Source organism: Leifsonia sp. NPDC058194 (genome assembly GCF_042883605.1).
Lineage (GTDB): Bacteria > Actinomycetota > Actinomycetes > Actinomycetales > Microbacteriaceae > Leifsonia.
Map to the genome: position 1 here is coordinate 698,253 of NZ_JBHVVL010000001.1, position 15,878 is coordinate 714,130.

Consider the following 15,878-nt stretch of genomic DNA (forward strand, 5'->3'; position numbering starts at 1 on the left):
CCCCGCACCAGCGCGTCACCCACGACGGCCGTCGTCCTCCGGGACGGCGGCCGTCGCCGTCGGGGCCGGCGGCGGCATCCTCCGCAGCACGAAGGGCGCGGCGACGCCGTGGAGGAGGATGCTGCCCACGACGGTCAGGACGGTGACGGCGAGCACATCCCCGCTGACGGACTCGGGCAGCTGGTTGAAGGCCAGGAGGCCGAACACGATCGACGCCGTCCCACGTGGCCCCATGAGGCCGAGGTAGGTGCGGTCCTTCCAGCCGACGGGCGAGCCGAGCATCCCCACGTAGACCGGGACGGCGCGGAACACGGTGAGGGCGAGCACGGCGACCACCAGAAGTCGCCAGTCGATCCCGTCCGCGATCACCGCCGTGGTCATTCCGCCCAGGATGAACCAGACGAAGTTCGCCGCGACGGCGCTGGCCTCCTCCACGAGCAGCAGCTCTTCGTGCGGGACGGCCCGCAGCTCGGTGCGTCGTGTGCGCGCGACCCGGTAGATGACGCCGGCCACGAATGCCGCGACGAAGCCGTTGGCGGCGAGCTCGTGCACGGTGGCTATGCCGAAGGCGAGCAGGGGCGTCAGCAGCGTGACGAACCGGATGCCGGTCGCGTCGGCCCACCCGCGGCGCGCGGCCCAGCGGGTGAGGAAGCCCAGCGCCCCGCCGAGCAGCACGCCGATCAGGATGGCGATGACCGTCGCGGGCACCGCCCCGAAGAAGGCCTGCAGGAGGTCGGTGATGTTCTTCTCCAGCTGCGCTTCGTCTCCGGTGGCCTCGGTGCCGGTCTCGGCGATGTGGATGAGCGTGGGCAGCGCGACGGCGACGGCCAGCGAGATCCCGAACACGGGCGAGATGAGGCCGTCGTTGTAGCCGCTCTCGACGTTCAGGATGCGCCGCACGCGCGCCGGGATGCGCTCCGACCGGAGCAGTGCGGTCGCCGGTGCGAAGTCGGTCGGCATCACGATGCAGGCGATGACGATCAGCACGAAGACGCCGATCTGGGGCAGGAGCCACACGCCGACGAGCACGACCAGGACGAGCGAGAGCGGCAGGGCGATGAGCACCAGTCGCGCCAGCGAGCGGCCCTCGCCGCCGAAGAGGCCGCCGCGCACCTCGCACGCGTCGACGAACAGCAGGACGGCCAGGATGAGCTCGACCACGTGCTCGGAGACGTCGCTGTCGATGGCGGCGGTGAAGGCGGGCACGGCCGGGATGACGACCGGGGCGCCGAGCGCGGCGAGGCCGGCGGGACCGGCGATCCCGACGCGCTCGAAGCGGTGGGCGACGAGCGACCAGAGCGCGACCGCGGCGAAGCCGATGAGGATGATGACGGGCATCCGGCCCCTCCCCTCGGCATCCGCCCCGACGGTCGGGGAGGTGTCCAGTCTGGTCGGAGCACGGGAGCCGCCTCCACCGGGACACGTGGTCGATCAGGTAACGATTAGATCACGGCGCGAGCGTGCGACCGGGTGAGATCCGCGGAATCCCGCGGCGGAGGAAACCCCGGAATCCCGGGCGTGAGAGCGCGATCACGGATCGGCTTGACATCGTCGCCGGACTCGTTCTAGATTCTCCAACAACGCGTGAGAGCGCTCTCACGGTCGCGAACTGAGAGCGCTCTCACAGCGCCTCATCAGACCCAGCACACACCACAAGGGAGTGAACCGTGAAGCTTTCACGACGCACCAAGGTCGCGGCCGCCATTGCCGGCGCCGCGTCCTTCGCCCTCCTCGCCGCCGGCTGCTCTTCGAGCGGCAGCGACAGCGGGAGCAGCTCTGACCCCATCACGCTGACCGTCACGACGTTCGGCACGATGGGCTTCGACAAGCTCTACTCGGAGTACGAGAAAGAGCACCCCAACATCAAGATCAAGGCGACCAACATCGACACCGGTGACAACGCCCTGACCGACTGGCAGACCAAGCAGGCGGCCGGCAGCGGCCTCCCCGACGTCCAGGCCGTCGAGGAGGGCTGGCTCTCCAAGGTCATGCAGGTCTCCGACCAGTTCAACGACCTCAAGGACTACGGCGCCGACGCGATCAAGGACCGCTGGGTCGACTGGAAGCTGAAGCAGGCCACCGACAAGGACGGCCGCATCATCGGCTACGGCACGGACATCGGACCGGAGGGCCTCTGCTACAACAGCAAGCTCTTCGCCGCCGCCGGCCTGCCGAGCGACCGCGACTCCGTCGCGAAGCTCTTCGGCGGCGACAACGCCACCTGGGCCGACTACTTCAAGGTCGGCGAGCAGTACAAGGCCGCCACCGGCAAGGCGTTCTACGACCAGTCCGGCTTCCTCTGGAACGCCATGGTGAACCAGCAGCCCGAGGGCTACTACACCAAGGCCGGCAAGCTGAACATCGAGAACAACTCCGACCTGAAGGCGCTGTGGGGCCAGCTGGCCGCAGGCGCCGCAGCCGGGCTCTCCTCCAACCAGACCCAGTGGGACTGGGGCAAGGGCAAGGCGTTCACCGACGGCTCGTTCGCCACGTTCGTCTGCCCGGGCTGGATGCTCGGCGTGGTCAAGGGCCAGGTCGAGGCGGGCGGCGGCAACGCCGCCACCGGCTGGGACTTCGCCAACGTGTTCCCGGGCGGTGCGGCCAACTGGGGCGGCTCGTTCCTGACCGTGCCGAAGCAGTCGAAGCACCCGAAGGAGGCCGCCGACCTCGCCGCCTGGCTGACCACCGCCAAGTCGCAGGTCGCCACCTTCCAGGCCGCCGGCACCTTCCCGTCGGTCACCGCGGCGCAGTCCGACCCCGGCGTGACCGGTGAGAGCGACCTGACGAAGTTCTTCAACAACGCTCCGGTCGGGGAGATCCTCGCCCAGCGCGCGAAGGGCGTCGTCGCCCAGTACAAGGGCCCGGACGACTCGGTCATCCAGTCGCAGGTCTTCGGCCCGTCCGTCCAGGAGCTCGACTCCGGCAAGGCGAACGGCGACCAGGCCTGGGCCAACGCCATGACGCTGCTGAACCAGCTGGTCGTCAACAAGTAGCACCGACCCACCCGGGCCTCCGCCGCTCACCGGCGGCGGGGGCCCGGACCTGCACCGACCCGACCACCTCCGGAGATCCGCATGACAACCGTCACCCGCCCCGAGACCGCCAACGCGGTCCGGAGCGACCGGGATGCGCGCAAGGCGCTCACCTTCAAGCAGAAGCTCAACCGCTTCGACGTCAAGGCGTCGCCGTACTTCTACGTGGCGCCGTTCTTCGTCCTCTTCGGGCTCGTCGGGCTGTTCCCCCTCGTCTACACGTTCGTCGTCTCCCTCAACAACTGGAACCTGCTCACGGGCCCCGGTGAATGGGTCGGCTTCAGCAACTACCTCACCGAGCTGAAGGACCCGTTCTTCTGGAACTCGCTCTTCAACACCGTCAGCATCTTCCTGCTGTCGGCCATCCCGCAGCTCATCGCCGCCGTCTTCATCGCGGCCATCCTCGACCAGAACATCCGCGCCAAGACCTTCTGGCGCATGAGCGTCCTGCTCCCCTACGTCGTCACGCCGGTCGCCGTCACGCTGATCTTCTCGAGCGCGTTCGACGAGAAGTACGGGCTGATCAACAACATGCTCCAGGCGATCGGCCTGGACCCGGTGATGTGGAAGACCGAGACCTTCCCGTCGCACATCGCCATCGCGACCATGGTCAACTGGCGCTGGACCGGCTACAACGCGCTCATCCTCCTCGCCGCCATGCAGGCTGTGCCGCGCGACATCCACGAGTCCGCCGCCCTCGACGGCGCCGGATCGTTCCGCCGCTTCTTCTCGATCACGCTGCCGAGCATCCGCCCGACCATGATCTTCGTCATCATCACGGCGACGATCGGCGGCCTGCAGATCTTCACCGAGCCGAAGCTGTTCAACCCGTCGAGCGCCGTCCCGGGAGGCCCGCAGCGGCAGTACCAGACCACCGTGCTCTACCTGTGGGACATGGCCTTCAACCGGCAGAACTTCGGCAAGGCCTCCGCGATCGCGTGGATGCTGTTCCTCCTGATCGTGCTGTTCGGCCTCCTGAACTTCCTGATCTCGCGGCGGATCGCGTCCACCGAGGCGCGGCTCCATACGAAACGGACCGCCAAGCGGCTCGCCCGCAGCCGGGCCGCGGCGTCCACCACCGACCTCGACAGCCGGGAGGCCACCGCCGAAGGGGCTCGCGCCCTGGCCGCGGCCAGTGAGGAGAAGAACCTGTGACCACCGTCGCCAAGCAGCGCGCGAACACCGCGCAGCGCGACCCCAAGCGCCGCGCCCTCGGCATCGACCGCCGCCCCGGATTCCTCACCTACGGCATCCTGCTCGTCATCTTCGTCGGCGGCGCCTACCCGCTCTGGTGGTCGGCCGTGGCCGGCTCCAGCGACAGCACCGTGCTGACCGCCACCTGGCCGCCGCTGCTGCCGGGCGGCCAGTTCTGGAAGAACGTCGGCGAGGTGCTCGGCACGGTGCCCTTCTGGCAGGCGCTCGGCAACTCGATCATCGTCTCCACGGTCATCACCGCCTCGGTCGTCCTCTTCTCGACCCTCGCGGGCTACGCGTTCGCCAAGCTGCGCTTCCGCGGCCGCGAAGGCCTCATGGTGTTCGTCATCGCGACGCTCGCCGTCCCGACGCAGCTGGGCATCATCCCGCTGTTCATGGTGATGAAGCAGTTCGGCTGGACCGGGACGCTGGGCGCGGTGATCGTGCCGACCCTCGTCACGGCGTTCGGCGTGTTCTTCATGCGGCAGTACCTCGTCGACGTCATCCCGGAGGAGCTGATCGAGGCGGCCCGCGTCGACGGCGCCAGCATGATCCGCACCTTCTGGCACGTCGGCGTCCCGGCGGCACGCCCGGCCATGGCGATCCTCGGCCTCTTCACCTTCATGACCGCGTGGACCGACTACCTCTGGCCCCTGCTCGTCGCCCCGCAGAACCCCACCCTGCAGGTCGCACTGAGCCAGCTGCAGTCCGCGAAGTACGTCGACTACTCGATCGTGCTCGCCGGCGCGGTGCTCGCCACCATCCCCCTGCTCATCCTCTTCGTGCTCGCCGGCCGGCAGCTGGTCTCCGGCATCATGGCCGGCGCGGTGAAAGGCTAAGAATGTCCGACTACCGCTGGCCCGACGGCTTCCTGTGGGGTTCCGCCACGGCCGCCGCGCAGATCGAGGGCGCCGCCCACGAGGACGGCAAGGAGGACTCCATCTGGGATGCCTTCGCCCGCGTCCCGAACGCGATCGCCGGCGGCGACACCCCCGAGCGCGCGGTGGACCACTACCACCGCATGCCCGAGGACGTCGCCCTGATGGCGTCCCTCGGCCTCCAGTCGTACCGCTTCTCGACCTCGTGGGCCCGCATCGTGCCGGGCGGCCGCTCGGTGAACCCCGCCGGCCTCGACTTCTACAGCCGGCTGGTGGACGAGCTGCTCGGCGCCGGCATCCTGCCCTGGCTGACCCTGTACCACTGGGACCTGCCGCAGGCGCTGGAGGAGAAGGGCGGCTGGGCGGACCGCGACACGGCGTACCGCTTCCGCGACTACGCGCTCGCGGTCTACGACGCGCTCGGCGACCGGGTCGACCACTGGACGACCTTCAACGAACCGCTGTGCTCCTCACTGATCGGCTACGCCGCGGGCGAGCACGCGCCCGGGCGTCGGGAGCCGGCCGCGGCGCTGGCCGCCCTGCACCACCAGCACCTGGCGCACGGGTTGGCCGCGCAGGCCATCCGCGAGCGGGCGACGATCGCCTCCGTGGGTGCGGCAGGTGACCCGGGACGACCCGACCGCCTGCGGCTCGGGATCACGCTCAACCTCACCACGGCCGTCCCGAACGACCCGGCCGATCCGGCCGACCTCGACGCCGCCCGCCGCATCGACGGGCTCTGGAACCGCATGTACCTCGAGCCGCTGCTGCTGGAGGCGTACCCGGCCGACGTGCTCGACGACCTGCGAGAGCACCGCTTCGAGGAGCTCGTGCACGACGGCGACCTCGCGACGATCGCCCAGCCGATCGACTTCCTCGGCGTGAACCACTACCACGACGACAACGTCAGCGGGCATCCGCTGCCCGCCGGCTCTCCGGCTGCCGTGGTGCCCACCGATCGGCCGAAGTCGTCGCCGTTCGTCGGCAGCGAGTTCGTCACCTTCCCCTCGCGGCACCTCCCGACCACGGCGATGGGCTGGGAGGTCAACCCCGACGGCCTGCGCGCCCTGCTCGTGCGTCTCACCGCCGACTACCCGACCCTCCCGCCGCTTTACATCACCGAGAACGGCGCCTCCTACGACGATGCGACCGACCCGGACGGACGCATCCGCGACACGGAGCGGGAGGCCTACATCCTGGCCCACATCGACGCCGTCGCAGCGGCGATCGACGAGGGCGCCGACGTGCGCGGCTACTTCGTGTGGTCGCTGCTCGACAACTTCGAATGGGCCTGGGGCTACGAGAAGCGGTTCGGAATCGTGTCGGTGGACTACGAGACGCAGCTGCGGACGGTGAAGGAGTCGGGCCACGCGTTCGCCCGCCTCATCGCCGGCGCGCGGGCGGCGGAGTCGTCCGGCGTCGGTGCCGCGGCGGCCCGCGCCTAACATGGACGACGGACGAGAAGGAGACCGATGACCACGGAATCGGCGGACGCCGTGGCCGTGCCCACCCTGGAGGCAGTGGCGGCACGCGCCGGCGTGTCGCGCGCCACGGTCTCCCGCGTGGTCAACGGCTCGACCAAGGTCACCCCCGAGGTCGTCACCGCGGTCACCGCCGCCATCGCCGACCTCAACTACGTGCCGAACCGCGCCGCGCGCTCGCTGGCCTCGCGCCGCACCCAGGTGATCGCCCTGGTCGTGCCGGAGTCGACGGCCAAAGTCTTCGCCGACCCGTTCTTCGCGTCCATCGTGCAGGGCGTGGCGCTCAGCCTCGCCGACACCGAGTACACGCTGAACATGGTCATCTCGTCCGAGACCAACCCCGACAAGACCCGTCGCTACCTCATGGGCGGCAACGTGGACGGGGCGCTCGTCGTCTCGCACCACTCCGGCGACCACTCGTATGTGGAGCTCGGCGCCTCCCTCCCGATCGTCTTCGGCGGCCGGCCGGTGGGCGACGAGACCGGGGAGTCGTACTTCGTCGACGTGGACAACGTGTCCGGGTCGGCCGGGGCGACCGAGCACCTCATCGCCCGCGGACGACGGAACATCGCGCTCATCACCGGGCCGCAGGACATGCCCGCCGGCCTCGACCGGCTCACCGGCTGGCAGAGGGCGCTCGACGCGCACGGCCTCGACGCCTCCCTCGTCGAGCTCGGCGACTTCTCCCCCCTCTCGGGCAAGGAGGCCATGCGCCGGCTGCTCGCCCGCGGGGTGCCGATCGACGGGCTCTTCGCCGCGAACGACCAGATGGCCGCGGGCGCCTATTCGGCGATCCGGGAGGCCGGACTCCGCATCCCGGACGACATCGCCGTCGTCGGGTACGACGACGACAACTTCGGCATCACCGCCGCGCCGCCGCTGACGACCGTGCACCAGCCGTCGATCGGCCTCGGCGAGGCGATGGCGCAGGTGCTGGTCCGCCGCATCTCGGGCGAGCCCGCCGAGCGCGTGACGCTGCTCCCGACCGAGCTGGTCGTCCGCGAGTCCACCTGAGGCGGCACATTCGTGCCGAATGTGGGCTTAGCGCCGCGCTTTCACAACATTCGGCACGAATGTACGCGGGCTCAGCGCAGGAAGGCGGCGAGCTCGGCGGGGGTCGGGTAGGAGGCCTGGGCTCCGGCGCGAGAGGCGGCGAACGCGCCGACTCCGACGGCGAAGCGCGCGGCATCGAGCAGGGCGTCGCCCGCAGCGAGACGCAGCAGCAGCGCGCCCATGAACGCGTCACCGGCGCCGGTCGTGTCGACGGCATCCACACGGACGGCGGGCACGGCCACGGGATCGGCGGAGCCGTCGACGACGACACACCCGTCGGCACCGCGCGTCACGACGGCGCGGATCACGCCGAGCGCGGCGAACCCGTCGCGCAGCGCCTCCGGCGTCGCGTCCTCCGCCACTCCGAGCAGCGCGGCGGCCTCCCCCTCGTTGACGAGGAGGACGTCCACGAGCGGCAGCAGGCCGCGCGCGCCGTCGCGGAACGGGGAGGGGTTCAGCACGACCGTGAGCCCGGCGGCGCGGGCGCGCTCGGCGGCATCCACCACCACCGGCTCCGGCACCTCGAGGCAGAGCCCGAGGGCGGCGGCGCCGGCGAGCACCGCGTCGCCGAGGTCGGCGGGAGTGAGCGTGCCGTTGGCGCCGGGCGAGACCACGATCGTGTTCTCGCCGCGGGCGTCGACGGTGATCAGCGCGGTCCCGGTGGCCACGCCGTCGCGCACCGCGACCGACGAGACGTCGACCCCGGAGCCGGCGACGGCCGAGCGGAGGAGGTCGCCGTGCGCGTCCGCCCCCACGGCGCCGACGAGCGTGACGGCACCGCCGAGCCGCCCGGCCGCGACGGCCTGGTTCGCGCCCTTGCCGCCCGCGCCCGTCGAGAGGTCGCCTCCCGAGACGGTCTCGCCCGGTTTCGGGAAGGCGGCGGTCTGCACGACGAGGTCGGCGTTCAGCGAGCCGACGACGACGATGCGACCGCCGTCCAGGGCCCCGGTCATCGGGAGCCCGCCGGGGCGCTGGACACCTCGGCCGATTCGGGACGGGGGATCAGGAACGACACCGCGAGGGCGACGGCGGTGATGGCGGCTCCGAGCATCATCCCCGCAGAGTATCCGGTCGTGGAGTCCGGTGCCGCCGAGGTCGCCACCTGGAGCGCCGGCAGCAGCGCGAAGCTCAGGCCGGCACCGAGGTTGAACGCACCGGCGTTGAGGCCCGGGAGGAAGCCCGGGTTCTCGGCCGGCGACAGCACGATGCCGAGGCCGTTGAGCATGATGTTGCCGATGCCCGCGTAGCCGATCCCGATGACGACGGTGGTCGCGATGAGCACGGGCAGGGAGTGCACGCCCACGAACGCCATCACCACGGTCGCGACGATCGTGCCCGAGAGGCCGATGCGCAGGATGCGACGGTAGCCCAGCACGGGCGCGAGGCGGCCGGCCAGCGGGCCGACGATCCAGCCGACGATCGCGTACGGGGTGAGGAAGGCGAGGGAGGCCAGGTCGGGCGCCATCCCGAAGCCCGCGTCGGCGTTCTGGGCGAGGGAGGTCACCAGGCCGTTCACGACCGCGAACACGCCCGTCATCGTGAGGAGGGTGGTGGCGAGCAGCGCCCAGGTGGAGCGGCGACGCAGCAGCGGTGTCGGGACGAGGGGTTGCGCGACCCGGTTCTCCACGCGCCAGAAGACGGCGAAGGCGATGACCGCGACGGCGAGAGACAGCCCGACGAGCACCCAGTTCGCGGCGGCGAGACGACCCGCCTCGTTCAGGCCGGTGAGCAGCGCGCCGATCGAGACGACCAGCGGGAGCACGCCCCACCAGTCCATCCGCACACCTTCCGACGGCCGCGACTCGGCGCCCCAGACGACCACCATCACGGCGGCGACGACGGTCACGATCGCGATCGCCCAGAACACGGAGCGGAAGCCGAACGTCGTGGCCAGCCAGCCGCCGGCGATCGCGTCGATGCCCGCGATGCCGCCGTTGACGGCGGTGAGGAGGCCCATCGCCGCTCCGTACTTGCGCGGGTCGGTGATCTCGGCGCGCAGCATGAGGAGGCAGATGGGGACGACCGGGCCGGTGACGCCCTGGATCAGACGGCCGGCGAACAGCATCCCGACGTTCAGGGCGAGTGCGGCGACGATGCTGCCGACGAGCATGACCACGAGCATCGCCAGGAGCACGCGCTTGCGGCCGACGATGTCGCTCAGTCGCGGCAGGAACAGCGAGAACAGGGCCGCGATCGTGAAGAAGAGGGTCTGCGAGAGGCCGATGGTGGCCTCGTCGGTGTTCAGCTCGTGCGCCATCGTCACCAGCACCGGGCTGAGCATGCTCGCGTTGAGCTGGAACGCCACGCAGGCGGCGAGCAGGGCCGCGGTCAGGGCGGCGATGCGGACGGGGCGCCCGGGCGACGTGGAGACGGGGGTGGGGGCGGTGGCGCTCACGCGGCGGCTCCACCGGTCGTGGCGGGCGCGGTCGCGGCGGGCGCGGCCTCGGGGTCGCCGATGCGCTCGAGCGCGTCGACGACGAGACCCCAGAAGCGCTCGTGGTCGAGCTCCATCGCCGCCCAGGTCGGGCAGTCGGCCGGCGGGGCGGAGCGGAGGTCGGCGACGGTCATCCCGGTCGTCAGGCGCCCCTGCGTCTCGATCGCGATGGGCATCTGCACGGCCCGGACGACGGTGGGGTCGATGACGTAGGCGACGGCGACCGGGTCGTGGACCGGCGGGCTGTCGAAGCCCTGCACGTCGGCGTAGGTGCGGCCGAAGAACTCCAGCAGCTCTCCGACGAAGCGCGCGGGGGCGGTGCCGACCTGCGCGATGCGCTCGGCGACCTCGGGGGTCGCGAGCGCCTGGTGCGTGACGTCGAGGCCGCACATGACGACCTTCCAGCCCGCGCGGAACACGATGTCGGCCGCCTCGGGGTCGATCACGATGTTGTACTCGGCGACGGGGCTCCAGTTGCCGACGTGGACTCCCCCGCCCATCAGCACGACCTGCTTGACGCGCTCGACGAGTCGCGGCTCCTGCCGCACGGCGAGGGCGATGTTGGTGAGCGCGCCGGTCGGCACGAGGGTGACCGTGCCCGGCTCGTGCGCCATCACGGTGTCGATGATGAGCTGGACCGCGTGCCGCCCGTCGAGCTCCAGCGCGGGCTCGGGCAGTTCGGGGCCGTCGAGGCCGGACTCGCCGTGGATGCTCGGGGCGACCTCCACCGGCCGGGTGAGCGGACGGTCGGCGCCGGCGGCGAACGGCACGCCCGCGATGCCGGCGACGCGTGCGACGGCGAGCGCGTTGCGGGTCACCTTCTCGAGGGTCTGGTTGCCTGCGACGGTGGTGACCGCCAGCAGGTCGATGTCGGGATTGCCGTGGGCGAGCATGAGCGCGATCGCGTCGTCATGCCCCGGGTCGCAGTCCAGGATGATCTTCTCCATGGGGAGCCTTCCGCTTCGTCGGGGACGTCAAACGCTTGACACCCTAAGCGTAAAGCGCTTGACGCCGCAAACCGACGGCACTGCCCCGATACCATCGAGACCATGTCCTCGCCCCCGACCGCACCGCGCCGCGTGACGGCCGCGATGGTCGCGGAGCGTGCCGGCACGAGCATCGCCACCGTCTCCCTCGTCGTCAACGGCAAGGCGCGCGGACGCATCTCGGACGAGAACGCCGCACGCGTCCTCGCCGCCGTCGCCGAACTCGGCTATGTCGTCGACGGGGCGGCGAGCGCCCTGGCCCGCGGAACGAGCGACATCGTGGTGCTGCTGGCCCCCGACCTCCCGAACCCCTTCTTCGGCCGGGTGATCAAGGGCGTGCAGGAGGAGCTCGGCTCGCGCTATCAGCTGCTGCTCTCCGCCGCGGCGAGCGGGGCGCAGCCCACGGCGACCGACGTGCGCCGGCTCGCCTCGCTGCGACCGGCGGGGCTGCTCGTCTCGGCGCCCGGCGCCGACTTCTTGGACGACATCCCCGCGGGCAGTCCCCTCGTGCTGCTGGACGCGCCCGGATTCGAGACGCGCGCCGCCGTCGTCAACTACGACCTGGCGCCCGGGGTGGAGGCGCTCGCACGGCATCTCGCCGAGCGCGGGCACCGCACCATCGGGTACCTCGACGGCGCCACCCCCGCCGCGACCTACACGCTGCGCCGGGACCTGCTGCGGGAGGCTGCGGCCCGGCACGGCATGACCCTGCTCGCCGAACCGGATGTGCGCAGCGGCCCGGACCTCGCCGAAGCGGCGGCGGCGACGCTCGAAGCACTGCCCTCCTGGCGCGCCGCCGGTGCGACGGCGATCGTGGCCGCCGCCGACACGCTGGCCCACGGCGTGCTGGCCGCCTGTGCGCAGGCGGGGCTGCGGGTGCCGCAGGACATCGCGGTCGCCGGCTTCGACGACCTCCCGGCGTCCGCCGTCACCGCGCCCAGCATGACGAGCGTCGCCCTCCCCGGCGACGCGCTGGGCCGCGCGGCCGCGCACCGGCTGCTGGCCCTGGTGTCGCCCGAGACCGGGGACCCGGAGGCCGACGCCCCGGAGGCGCCTCCCGCCCCCCTCGCGGCGACGCTCACCATCCGCGCCTCCACCTGACACCCATCGCGCCGCGACATTCGTGCCGGATGTGAGGAATGGCAGCGCTATTCGCGACATTCGGCACGAATGTCGCGAGGGGGTGACGCTAGGCGAGCGCGCGGTACACGCGGTTGCCGAGCACCGCGAGCAGGAGTCCCGTCGCGACGATCGCGGCCACCCCGCCCGCGTACGCGATGAAGAGGTGGGACGCGCCCTGCTGGGCCGAGAAGTAGGTGACCAGCAGCGACACGAGCGCCCCGACGGCGCAGACCGCGGCGATCCACACGAGCGGCCACAGCTTGGTGCGCACCGGAGGGTCAGCGGGTCGCAGCCGCAGACCGCTCAGCACGAGACCGGCGATGCAGCCCCAGAAGGCCACCACCAGCATCCCGGCGATCACGTCGCTCGGCCGGTGCCACTGCTCGACGAGGGTGGAGGCTCCCGCCGCGATCGTGAAGACGACCCCGATCACGGCCGCCAGCGGGCGGAAGCGCGGCGACGCGACGAGGAAGACGACGAGCGCCGCCGATGCGGCGACCGACGTGTGGCCGGAGGGCAGCGAGTTGGAGAGGCCCGCATCCACGCCCTTCTCGGGCCGGGACAGGATGGAGTACTTCAGGATCTGGGTGCTCACGTTCGCGCCGATCGCCGCGCCGACGGCCACCGCGAACACCAGCCAGTTGCGGCGGACGATCACCACGATCAGCGCGATGACCGCCCCCACGAAGACGGCCGCGATCGGCAGCGCGTTGAGGAAGGTGTGGGCGAAGTCGATCAGGTCGCCCTTCCAGGCGTCCGCTCCCGCGAAGGCGCGCTCGTCGATGACCTGACCGACATAGCTGCGCACGAACAGCAGGTAGACCCCGGTGAAGGCGAGCGCGGTCCCGATCGCGCCCCACAGGAAGGGCAGGGCTCGCAGGACCGGTCGCATAGTCACCAACCCTTCCACACGCGGCTCGGAAAACTCCGGACGGTGGCCGGGAAGGCGCTTCAGCCGATGAACCGCACGTCGCGGTCGTCGCGGTCGAACCGCTCGCGCATCACCGCGACCGCGTCCGGGTTGCTGTCGACGAGCAGGAACCGCCGCCCGAGTGCCGCGGCGACCGCTCCGGTCGTGCCGCTGCCGGCGAAGAAGTCGAGCACCCAGTCGCCCTCGCGACTCGAGGCCTGCACGATGCGCCGCAGCACGCCCTCCGGCTTCTGCGTCGGGTACCCGGTCTTCTCGCGGCCGGTGGGCGAGACGATGGTGTGCCACCACACGTCGGTCGGCAGCTTGCCCAGCTCGGCCTTCTCGGGCGTGACGAGGCCGGGAGCCATGTACGGTTCCCGGTCGACGGCGGAGGAGTCGAAGTAGTACCCCGAGGGGTTCTTCACGTACACCAGGATCGTGTCGTGCTTCGCGGGCCAGCGGGTCTTCGACTTGGCGCCGTAGTCGTACGCCCACACGATCTCGTTGAGGAAGCTCTCACGGCCGAAGAGCGCGTCGAGCAGCACCTTGGCGTAGTGCGACTCCCGGTAGTCGAGGTGCAGGTACAGGGTCCCGTCGTCGGCGAGCACCCGCCACGCCTCGATCAGCCGCGGCTCGAGGAACTCCCAGTAGTCCTCGAACCGGTCGTCGTAGCTCAGGAGGTCGCCCTTGATGCGCTCGTAGCTGCGGCCTTTGAACCCGATCACGCTCCCGTCCGCGCCCGGCTCGGACCGCACCGCCTTCATCGCGCGGCGCGCCTGCGAGCGCCCGGTGTTGAAGGGCGGATCGAGGTAGATCAGGCGGAACGCCTCGTCGGGCAGGGCGGCGACGACATCGAGGTTGTCGGCGTGCACGACGGTGCTCGGTGCGGCGGGGTGCCACAGGGGCGCCGCGGCGTCGGCGGCGGGGACGGTCTCGAGCATGGGTCCATTCTCGCAGCGCCCCCGCCGCTCGCGCCCGCTCAGAGCGAGGTGACGACGACCCGGGTGATGTTCGGGTCCTTCAGCGCCTCGTAGCCCTGCTCGATCTCGTCGAGCGCGATCTCCTTCGACAGCAGCGCGTCGAGCTCGAACCGGCCCTCCAGATAGAGCTTCGCGTAGAGCGGGATGTCGCGCTTGGCGGTCGTCGATCCCATGTAGACGCCCTGGATGCGGCGCTGCGAGCCGATCAGGCCGACCTGGTGGACGGCGATCTCGGAGGTCGGGTCGATGACACCGATGAGGTAGAGACCGCCGCCGGGGGCGACCATCTGGAGGCCCTGCTCGGCCACCTGCTTGATGCCGACGAAGTCGAACACGGCGTCGGCGCCGCGTCCGGTGATCTCGAGCACGGCGGCGACCGGGTCGCCCGCCGACGAGTTGACGACGTGGGTCGCGCCGAAGCTGCGCGCCTTCTCGAGCTTGTCGTCGGCGATGTCGACGGCGATGATGGTCGTCGCGCCGGCGACGACCGCGCCGTTGATGGCGTTGAGGCCGACGCCTCCCGCACCGATCACGACGACCGAGTCGCCCGCCTGCACGTCCGCCGTGTTGATGACGGCGCCCGCTCCGGTGACCACGCCGCAGCCGAGCAGTGCGGCCTGGGCGAACGGGATCTCGTCCGGGACCTTCACCAGCTGGTTCTCGTGGATCAGGGCCTGCTGCGCGAACCCGGCGAGGCCGAACGCCTGGAAGACGGGGGCGCCGTCCTCGGTCAGGCGGGAGGGCTCGCCCTCGGCGCGGAGCGTCTTCTCGGGGTGGAGGCACTGGTACACCCGGCCGGAGAGGCACTTCTCGCACGCGCCGCAGTACTGGACCAGGCAGCCGACCACGTGGTCGCCGACGGCCAGCTCGGTCACGTCCGGGCCCAGCGCGGTCACGACGCCGGCGACCTCGTGGCCGAAGACCGCGGGCAGCGGGTTGCCCATCTCGTAGCGCGACATCGTGAGGTCGGTGTGGCAGAGCCCCGACGCCTTGACGTCGAGCAGGACCTCCCGGCCCAGCGGCGCCGCGATCTCGAGCTCCGCGGTCTCGAAGCCCGCGCCGATCTCGCGTACGACGACTGCTTTCATGAGTGGTTCCTTTCGGGTGGGATGTCGCCGGCGTCTCCGGCGGCGCGGTGCCCGGCGTGCATCCACGCGGGCATCAGCTGGAGCAGGTGGCCGGCGAGCTGCTGCGGCTCGGCGTCGACCTCGCCGAGCACCCACGAGACGAGCAGGCCGGTGGCCGCGTTCGCGATGTAGGTGGCGGTGAGGTCGAGGTCGAGACCGGCGGGCAGCGTCCCGGCGTCCTGGATGTGGGACCGGATGCTGCCGGCCATGACCCACGCCACGCGCGCCTGCACCCCGCGGCCGGCCGGGAGGCGGTAGACGGCCGCGTAGAGGGCGCGGTGGTCGGCGTAGTGCTCGACGAGCAGGCGCTGCGATTCGAACATCGCCGCGGTGTGGTCGCCGTCGTGGCCGTCGCGCTCGGCGGCGGCGATGGCGTCGAAGGCCGACTCCTGCATCCGGAGCGCGAGCTCGTCGATGTCGGCGAAGTGCGTGTAGAAGGTGGCCCGGCTGACGCCGGATTCGGCGACGATCGCGCTGACCGTCACCTCGCCCGGCTGGGCGGAGAGCCGTTCGACCGCGTCGAACAGCTTCTGGCGGGTGCGCTGGACGCGCGGGTCCGCCGAGTCGCGCAGTCCGCCGCGCACGGCGGCGAGGGCGGGCTCGGACGGCGTCGTCCTTTCGGAGGGGGTCACGGGGTCACTCTACGCCTCTTCTAGACACTCGTCCAGAAAGTCTGTGGCG

The 15,878-nt window shown here is 71.2% G+C and carries 14 protein-coding genes; 6 read left to right on the plus strand and 8 right to left on the minus strand.

Annotation, left to right across the window (positions count from 1 at the left end):
- Positions 1-15: 15 nt before the first annotated feature.
- The gene (locus ACFVU2_RS03315) at positions 16-1,338 is read right to left on the minus strand and encodes a cation:proton antiporter (RefSeq protein ID WP_387870950.1); all 1,323 of its coding nucleotides are present in this window, start codon (positions 1,336-1,338) and stop codon (positions 16-18) included.
- Between the two features lie 329 nt (positions 1,339-1,667).
- Here ACFVU2_RS03315 and ACFVU2_RS03320 point away from each other — a divergent pair, with 329 nt between their 5' ends.
- The 5 genes from ACFVU2_RS03320 (at position 1,668) to ACFVU2_RS03340 (ending at position 7,599) form a co-directional block, all read left to right on the plus strand.
- Positions 1,668-2,993: an extracellular solute-binding protein gene (locus ACFVU2_RS03320; RefSeq protein WP_387870953.1), complete on the plus strand. Its 1,326-nt coding sequence runs from the start codon at positions 1,668-1,670 to the stop codon at positions 2,991-2,993.
- A gap of 81 nt (positions 2,994-3,074) precedes the next feature.
- Positions 3,075-4,187: a carbohydrate ABC transporter permease gene (locus ACFVU2_RS03325; RefSeq protein ID WP_387870955.1), complete on the plus strand. Its 1,113-nt coding sequence runs from the start codon at positions 3,075-3,077 to the stop codon at positions 4,185-4,187.
- The gene (locus ACFVU2_RS03330; RefSeq protein WP_387870959.1) at positions 4,184-5,065 is read left to right on the plus strand and encodes a carbohydrate ABC transporter permease; all 882 of its coding nucleotides are present in this window, start codon (positions 4,184-4,186) and stop codon (positions 5,063-5,065) included. The genes ACFVU2_RS03325 and ACFVU2_RS03330 overlap by 4 nt, the downstream gene beginning before the upstream one ends.
- 2 nt (positions 5,066-5,067) lie before the next feature.
- Positions 5,068-6,549: a GH1 family beta-glucosidase gene (locus ACFVU2_RS03335; protein WP_387870963.1), complete on the plus strand. Its 1,482-nt coding sequence runs from the start codon at positions 5,068-5,070 to the stop codon at positions 6,547-6,549.
- A 27-nt stretch (positions 6,550-6,576) separates the two neighbouring features.
- Positions 6,577-7,599, plus strand: a complete 1,023-nt coding sequence (locus tag ACFVU2_RS03340; protein ID WP_387870965.1) for a LacI family DNA-binding transcriptional regulator — start codon at positions 6,577-6,579, stop codon at positions 7,597-7,599.
- A 71-nt stretch (positions 7,600-7,670) separates the two neighbouring features.
- Here ACFVU2_RS03340 and ACFVU2_RS03345 read toward each other — a convergent pair whose 3' ends face one another.
- The 3 genes from ACFVU2_RS03345 to ACFVU2_RS03355 are packed head-to-tail and all read right to left on the minus strand — an operon-like array spanning position 7,671 to position 11,019.
- Positions 7,671-8,591: a ribokinase gene (locus ACFVU2_RS03345; protein WP_387870968.1), complete on the minus strand. Its 921-nt coding sequence runs from the start codon at positions 8,589-8,591 to the stop codon at positions 7,671-7,673.
- Positions 8,588-10,033 carry an MFS transporter gene (locus ACFVU2_RS03350; protein ID WP_387870970.1) on the minus strand — a complete coding sequence of 482 codons (1,446 nt, stop codon included), beginning with the start codon at positions 10,031-10,033 and terminating at the stop codon, positions 8,588-8,590. The genes ACFVU2_RS03345 and ACFVU2_RS03350 overlap by 4 nt, the downstream gene beginning before the upstream one ends.
- Positions 10,030-11,019, minus strand: a complete 990-nt coding sequence (locus tag ACFVU2_RS03355; RefSeq protein ID WP_387870973.1) for a nucleoside hydrolase — start codon at positions 11,017-11,019, stop codon at positions 10,030-10,032. Before ACFVU2_RS03355 ends, ACFVU2_RS03350 begins: the two co-directional genes overlap by 4 nt.
- Positions 11,020-11,121: 102 nt before the next feature.
- On the opposite strand from ACFVU2_RS03355, the gene ACFVU2_RS03360 reads away from it, so the two are divergent.
- Positions 11,122-12,159, plus strand: a complete 1,038-nt coding sequence (locus ACFVU2_RS03360) for a LacI family DNA-binding transcriptional regulator (RefSeq protein WP_387870976.1) — start codon at positions 11,122-11,124, stop codon at positions 12,157-12,159.
- 88 nt (positions 12,160-12,247) lie between these two features.
- Here ACFVU2_RS03360 and ACFVU2_RS03365 read toward each other — a convergent pair whose 3' ends face one another.
- The 4 genes from ACFVU2_RS03365 to ACFVU2_RS03380 are packed head-to-tail and all read right to left on the minus strand — an operon-like array spanning position 12,248 to position 15,829.
- Positions 12,248-13,072, minus strand: coding sequence for a phosphatase PAP2 family protein (locus tag ACFVU2_RS03365; RefSeq protein WP_387870979.1), 825 nt, complete (start codon positions 13,070-13,072; stop codon positions 12,248-12,250).
- A gap of 59 nt (positions 13,073-13,131) precedes the next feature.
- Entirely contained in the window at positions 13,132-14,031 is a 900-nt protein-coding gene (locus ACFVU2_RS03370) for a DNA-methyltransferase (RefSeq protein WP_387870982.1), read from the minus strand.
- 38 nt (positions 14,032-14,069) lie between these two features.
- Positions 14,070-15,158, minus strand: a complete 1,089-nt coding sequence (locus ACFVU2_RS03375) for a zinc-binding dehydrogenase (RefSeq protein WP_387870984.1) — start codon at positions 15,156-15,158, stop codon at positions 14,070-14,072.
- Positions 15,155-15,829, minus strand: coding sequence for a TetR/AcrR family transcriptional regulator (locus ACFVU2_RS03380; protein ID WP_387870987.1), 675 nt, complete (start codon positions 15,827-15,829; stop codon positions 15,155-15,157). Before ACFVU2_RS03380 ends, ACFVU2_RS03375 begins: the two co-directional genes overlap by 4 nt.
- Positions 15,830-15,878: the final 49 nt, after the last annotated feature.

What these genes read in the sequence shown, in the direction of transcription:
- ACFVU2_RS03315 (WP_387870950.1), bottom strand. Translation starts at nt 1,338, where the DNA reads ATGCCCGTCATCATCCTCATCGGCTTCGCCGCGGTCGCGCTCTGGTCG.
- ACFVU2_RS03325 (WP_387870955.1), top strand. Translation starts at nt 3,075, where the DNA reads ATGACAACCGTCACCCGCCCCGAGACCGCCAACGCGGTCCGGAGCGAC.
- ACFVU2_RS03335 (WP_387870963.1), top strand. Translation starts at nt 5,068, where the DNA reads ATGTCCGACTACCGCTGGCCCGACGGCTTCCTGTGGGGTTCCGCCACG.
- ACFVU2_RS03340 (WP_387870965.1), top strand. Translation starts at nt 6,577, where the DNA reads ATGACCACGGAATCGGCGGACGCCGTGGCCGTGCCCACCCTGGAGGCA.
- ACFVU2_RS03345 (WP_387870968.1), bottom strand. Translation starts at nt 8,591, where the DNA reads ATGACCGGGGCCCTGGACGGCGGTCGCATCGTCGTCGTCGGCTCGCTG.
- ACFVU2_RS03355 (WP_387870973.1), bottom strand. Translation starts at nt 11,019, where the DNA reads ATGGAGAAGATCATCCTGGACTGCGACCCGGGGCATGACGACGCGATC.
- ACFVU2_RS03360 (WP_387870976.1), top strand. Translation starts at nt 11,122, where the DNA reads ATGTCCTCGCCCCCGACCGCACCGCGCCGCGTGACGGCCGCGATGGTC.
- ACFVU2_RS03365 (WP_387870979.1), bottom strand. Translation starts at nt 13,072, where the DNA reads ATGCGACCGGTCCTGCGAGCCCTGCCCTTCCTGTGGGGCGCGATCGGG.
- ACFVU2_RS03370 (WP_387870982.1), bottom strand. Translation starts at nt 14,031, where the DNA reads ATGCTCGAGACCGTCCCCGCCGCCGACGCCGCGGCGCCCCTGTGGCAC.
- ACFVU2_RS03375 (WP_387870984.1), bottom strand. Translation starts at nt 15,158, where the DNA reads ATGAAAGCAGTCGTCGTACGCGAGATCGGCGCGGGCTTCGAGACCGCG.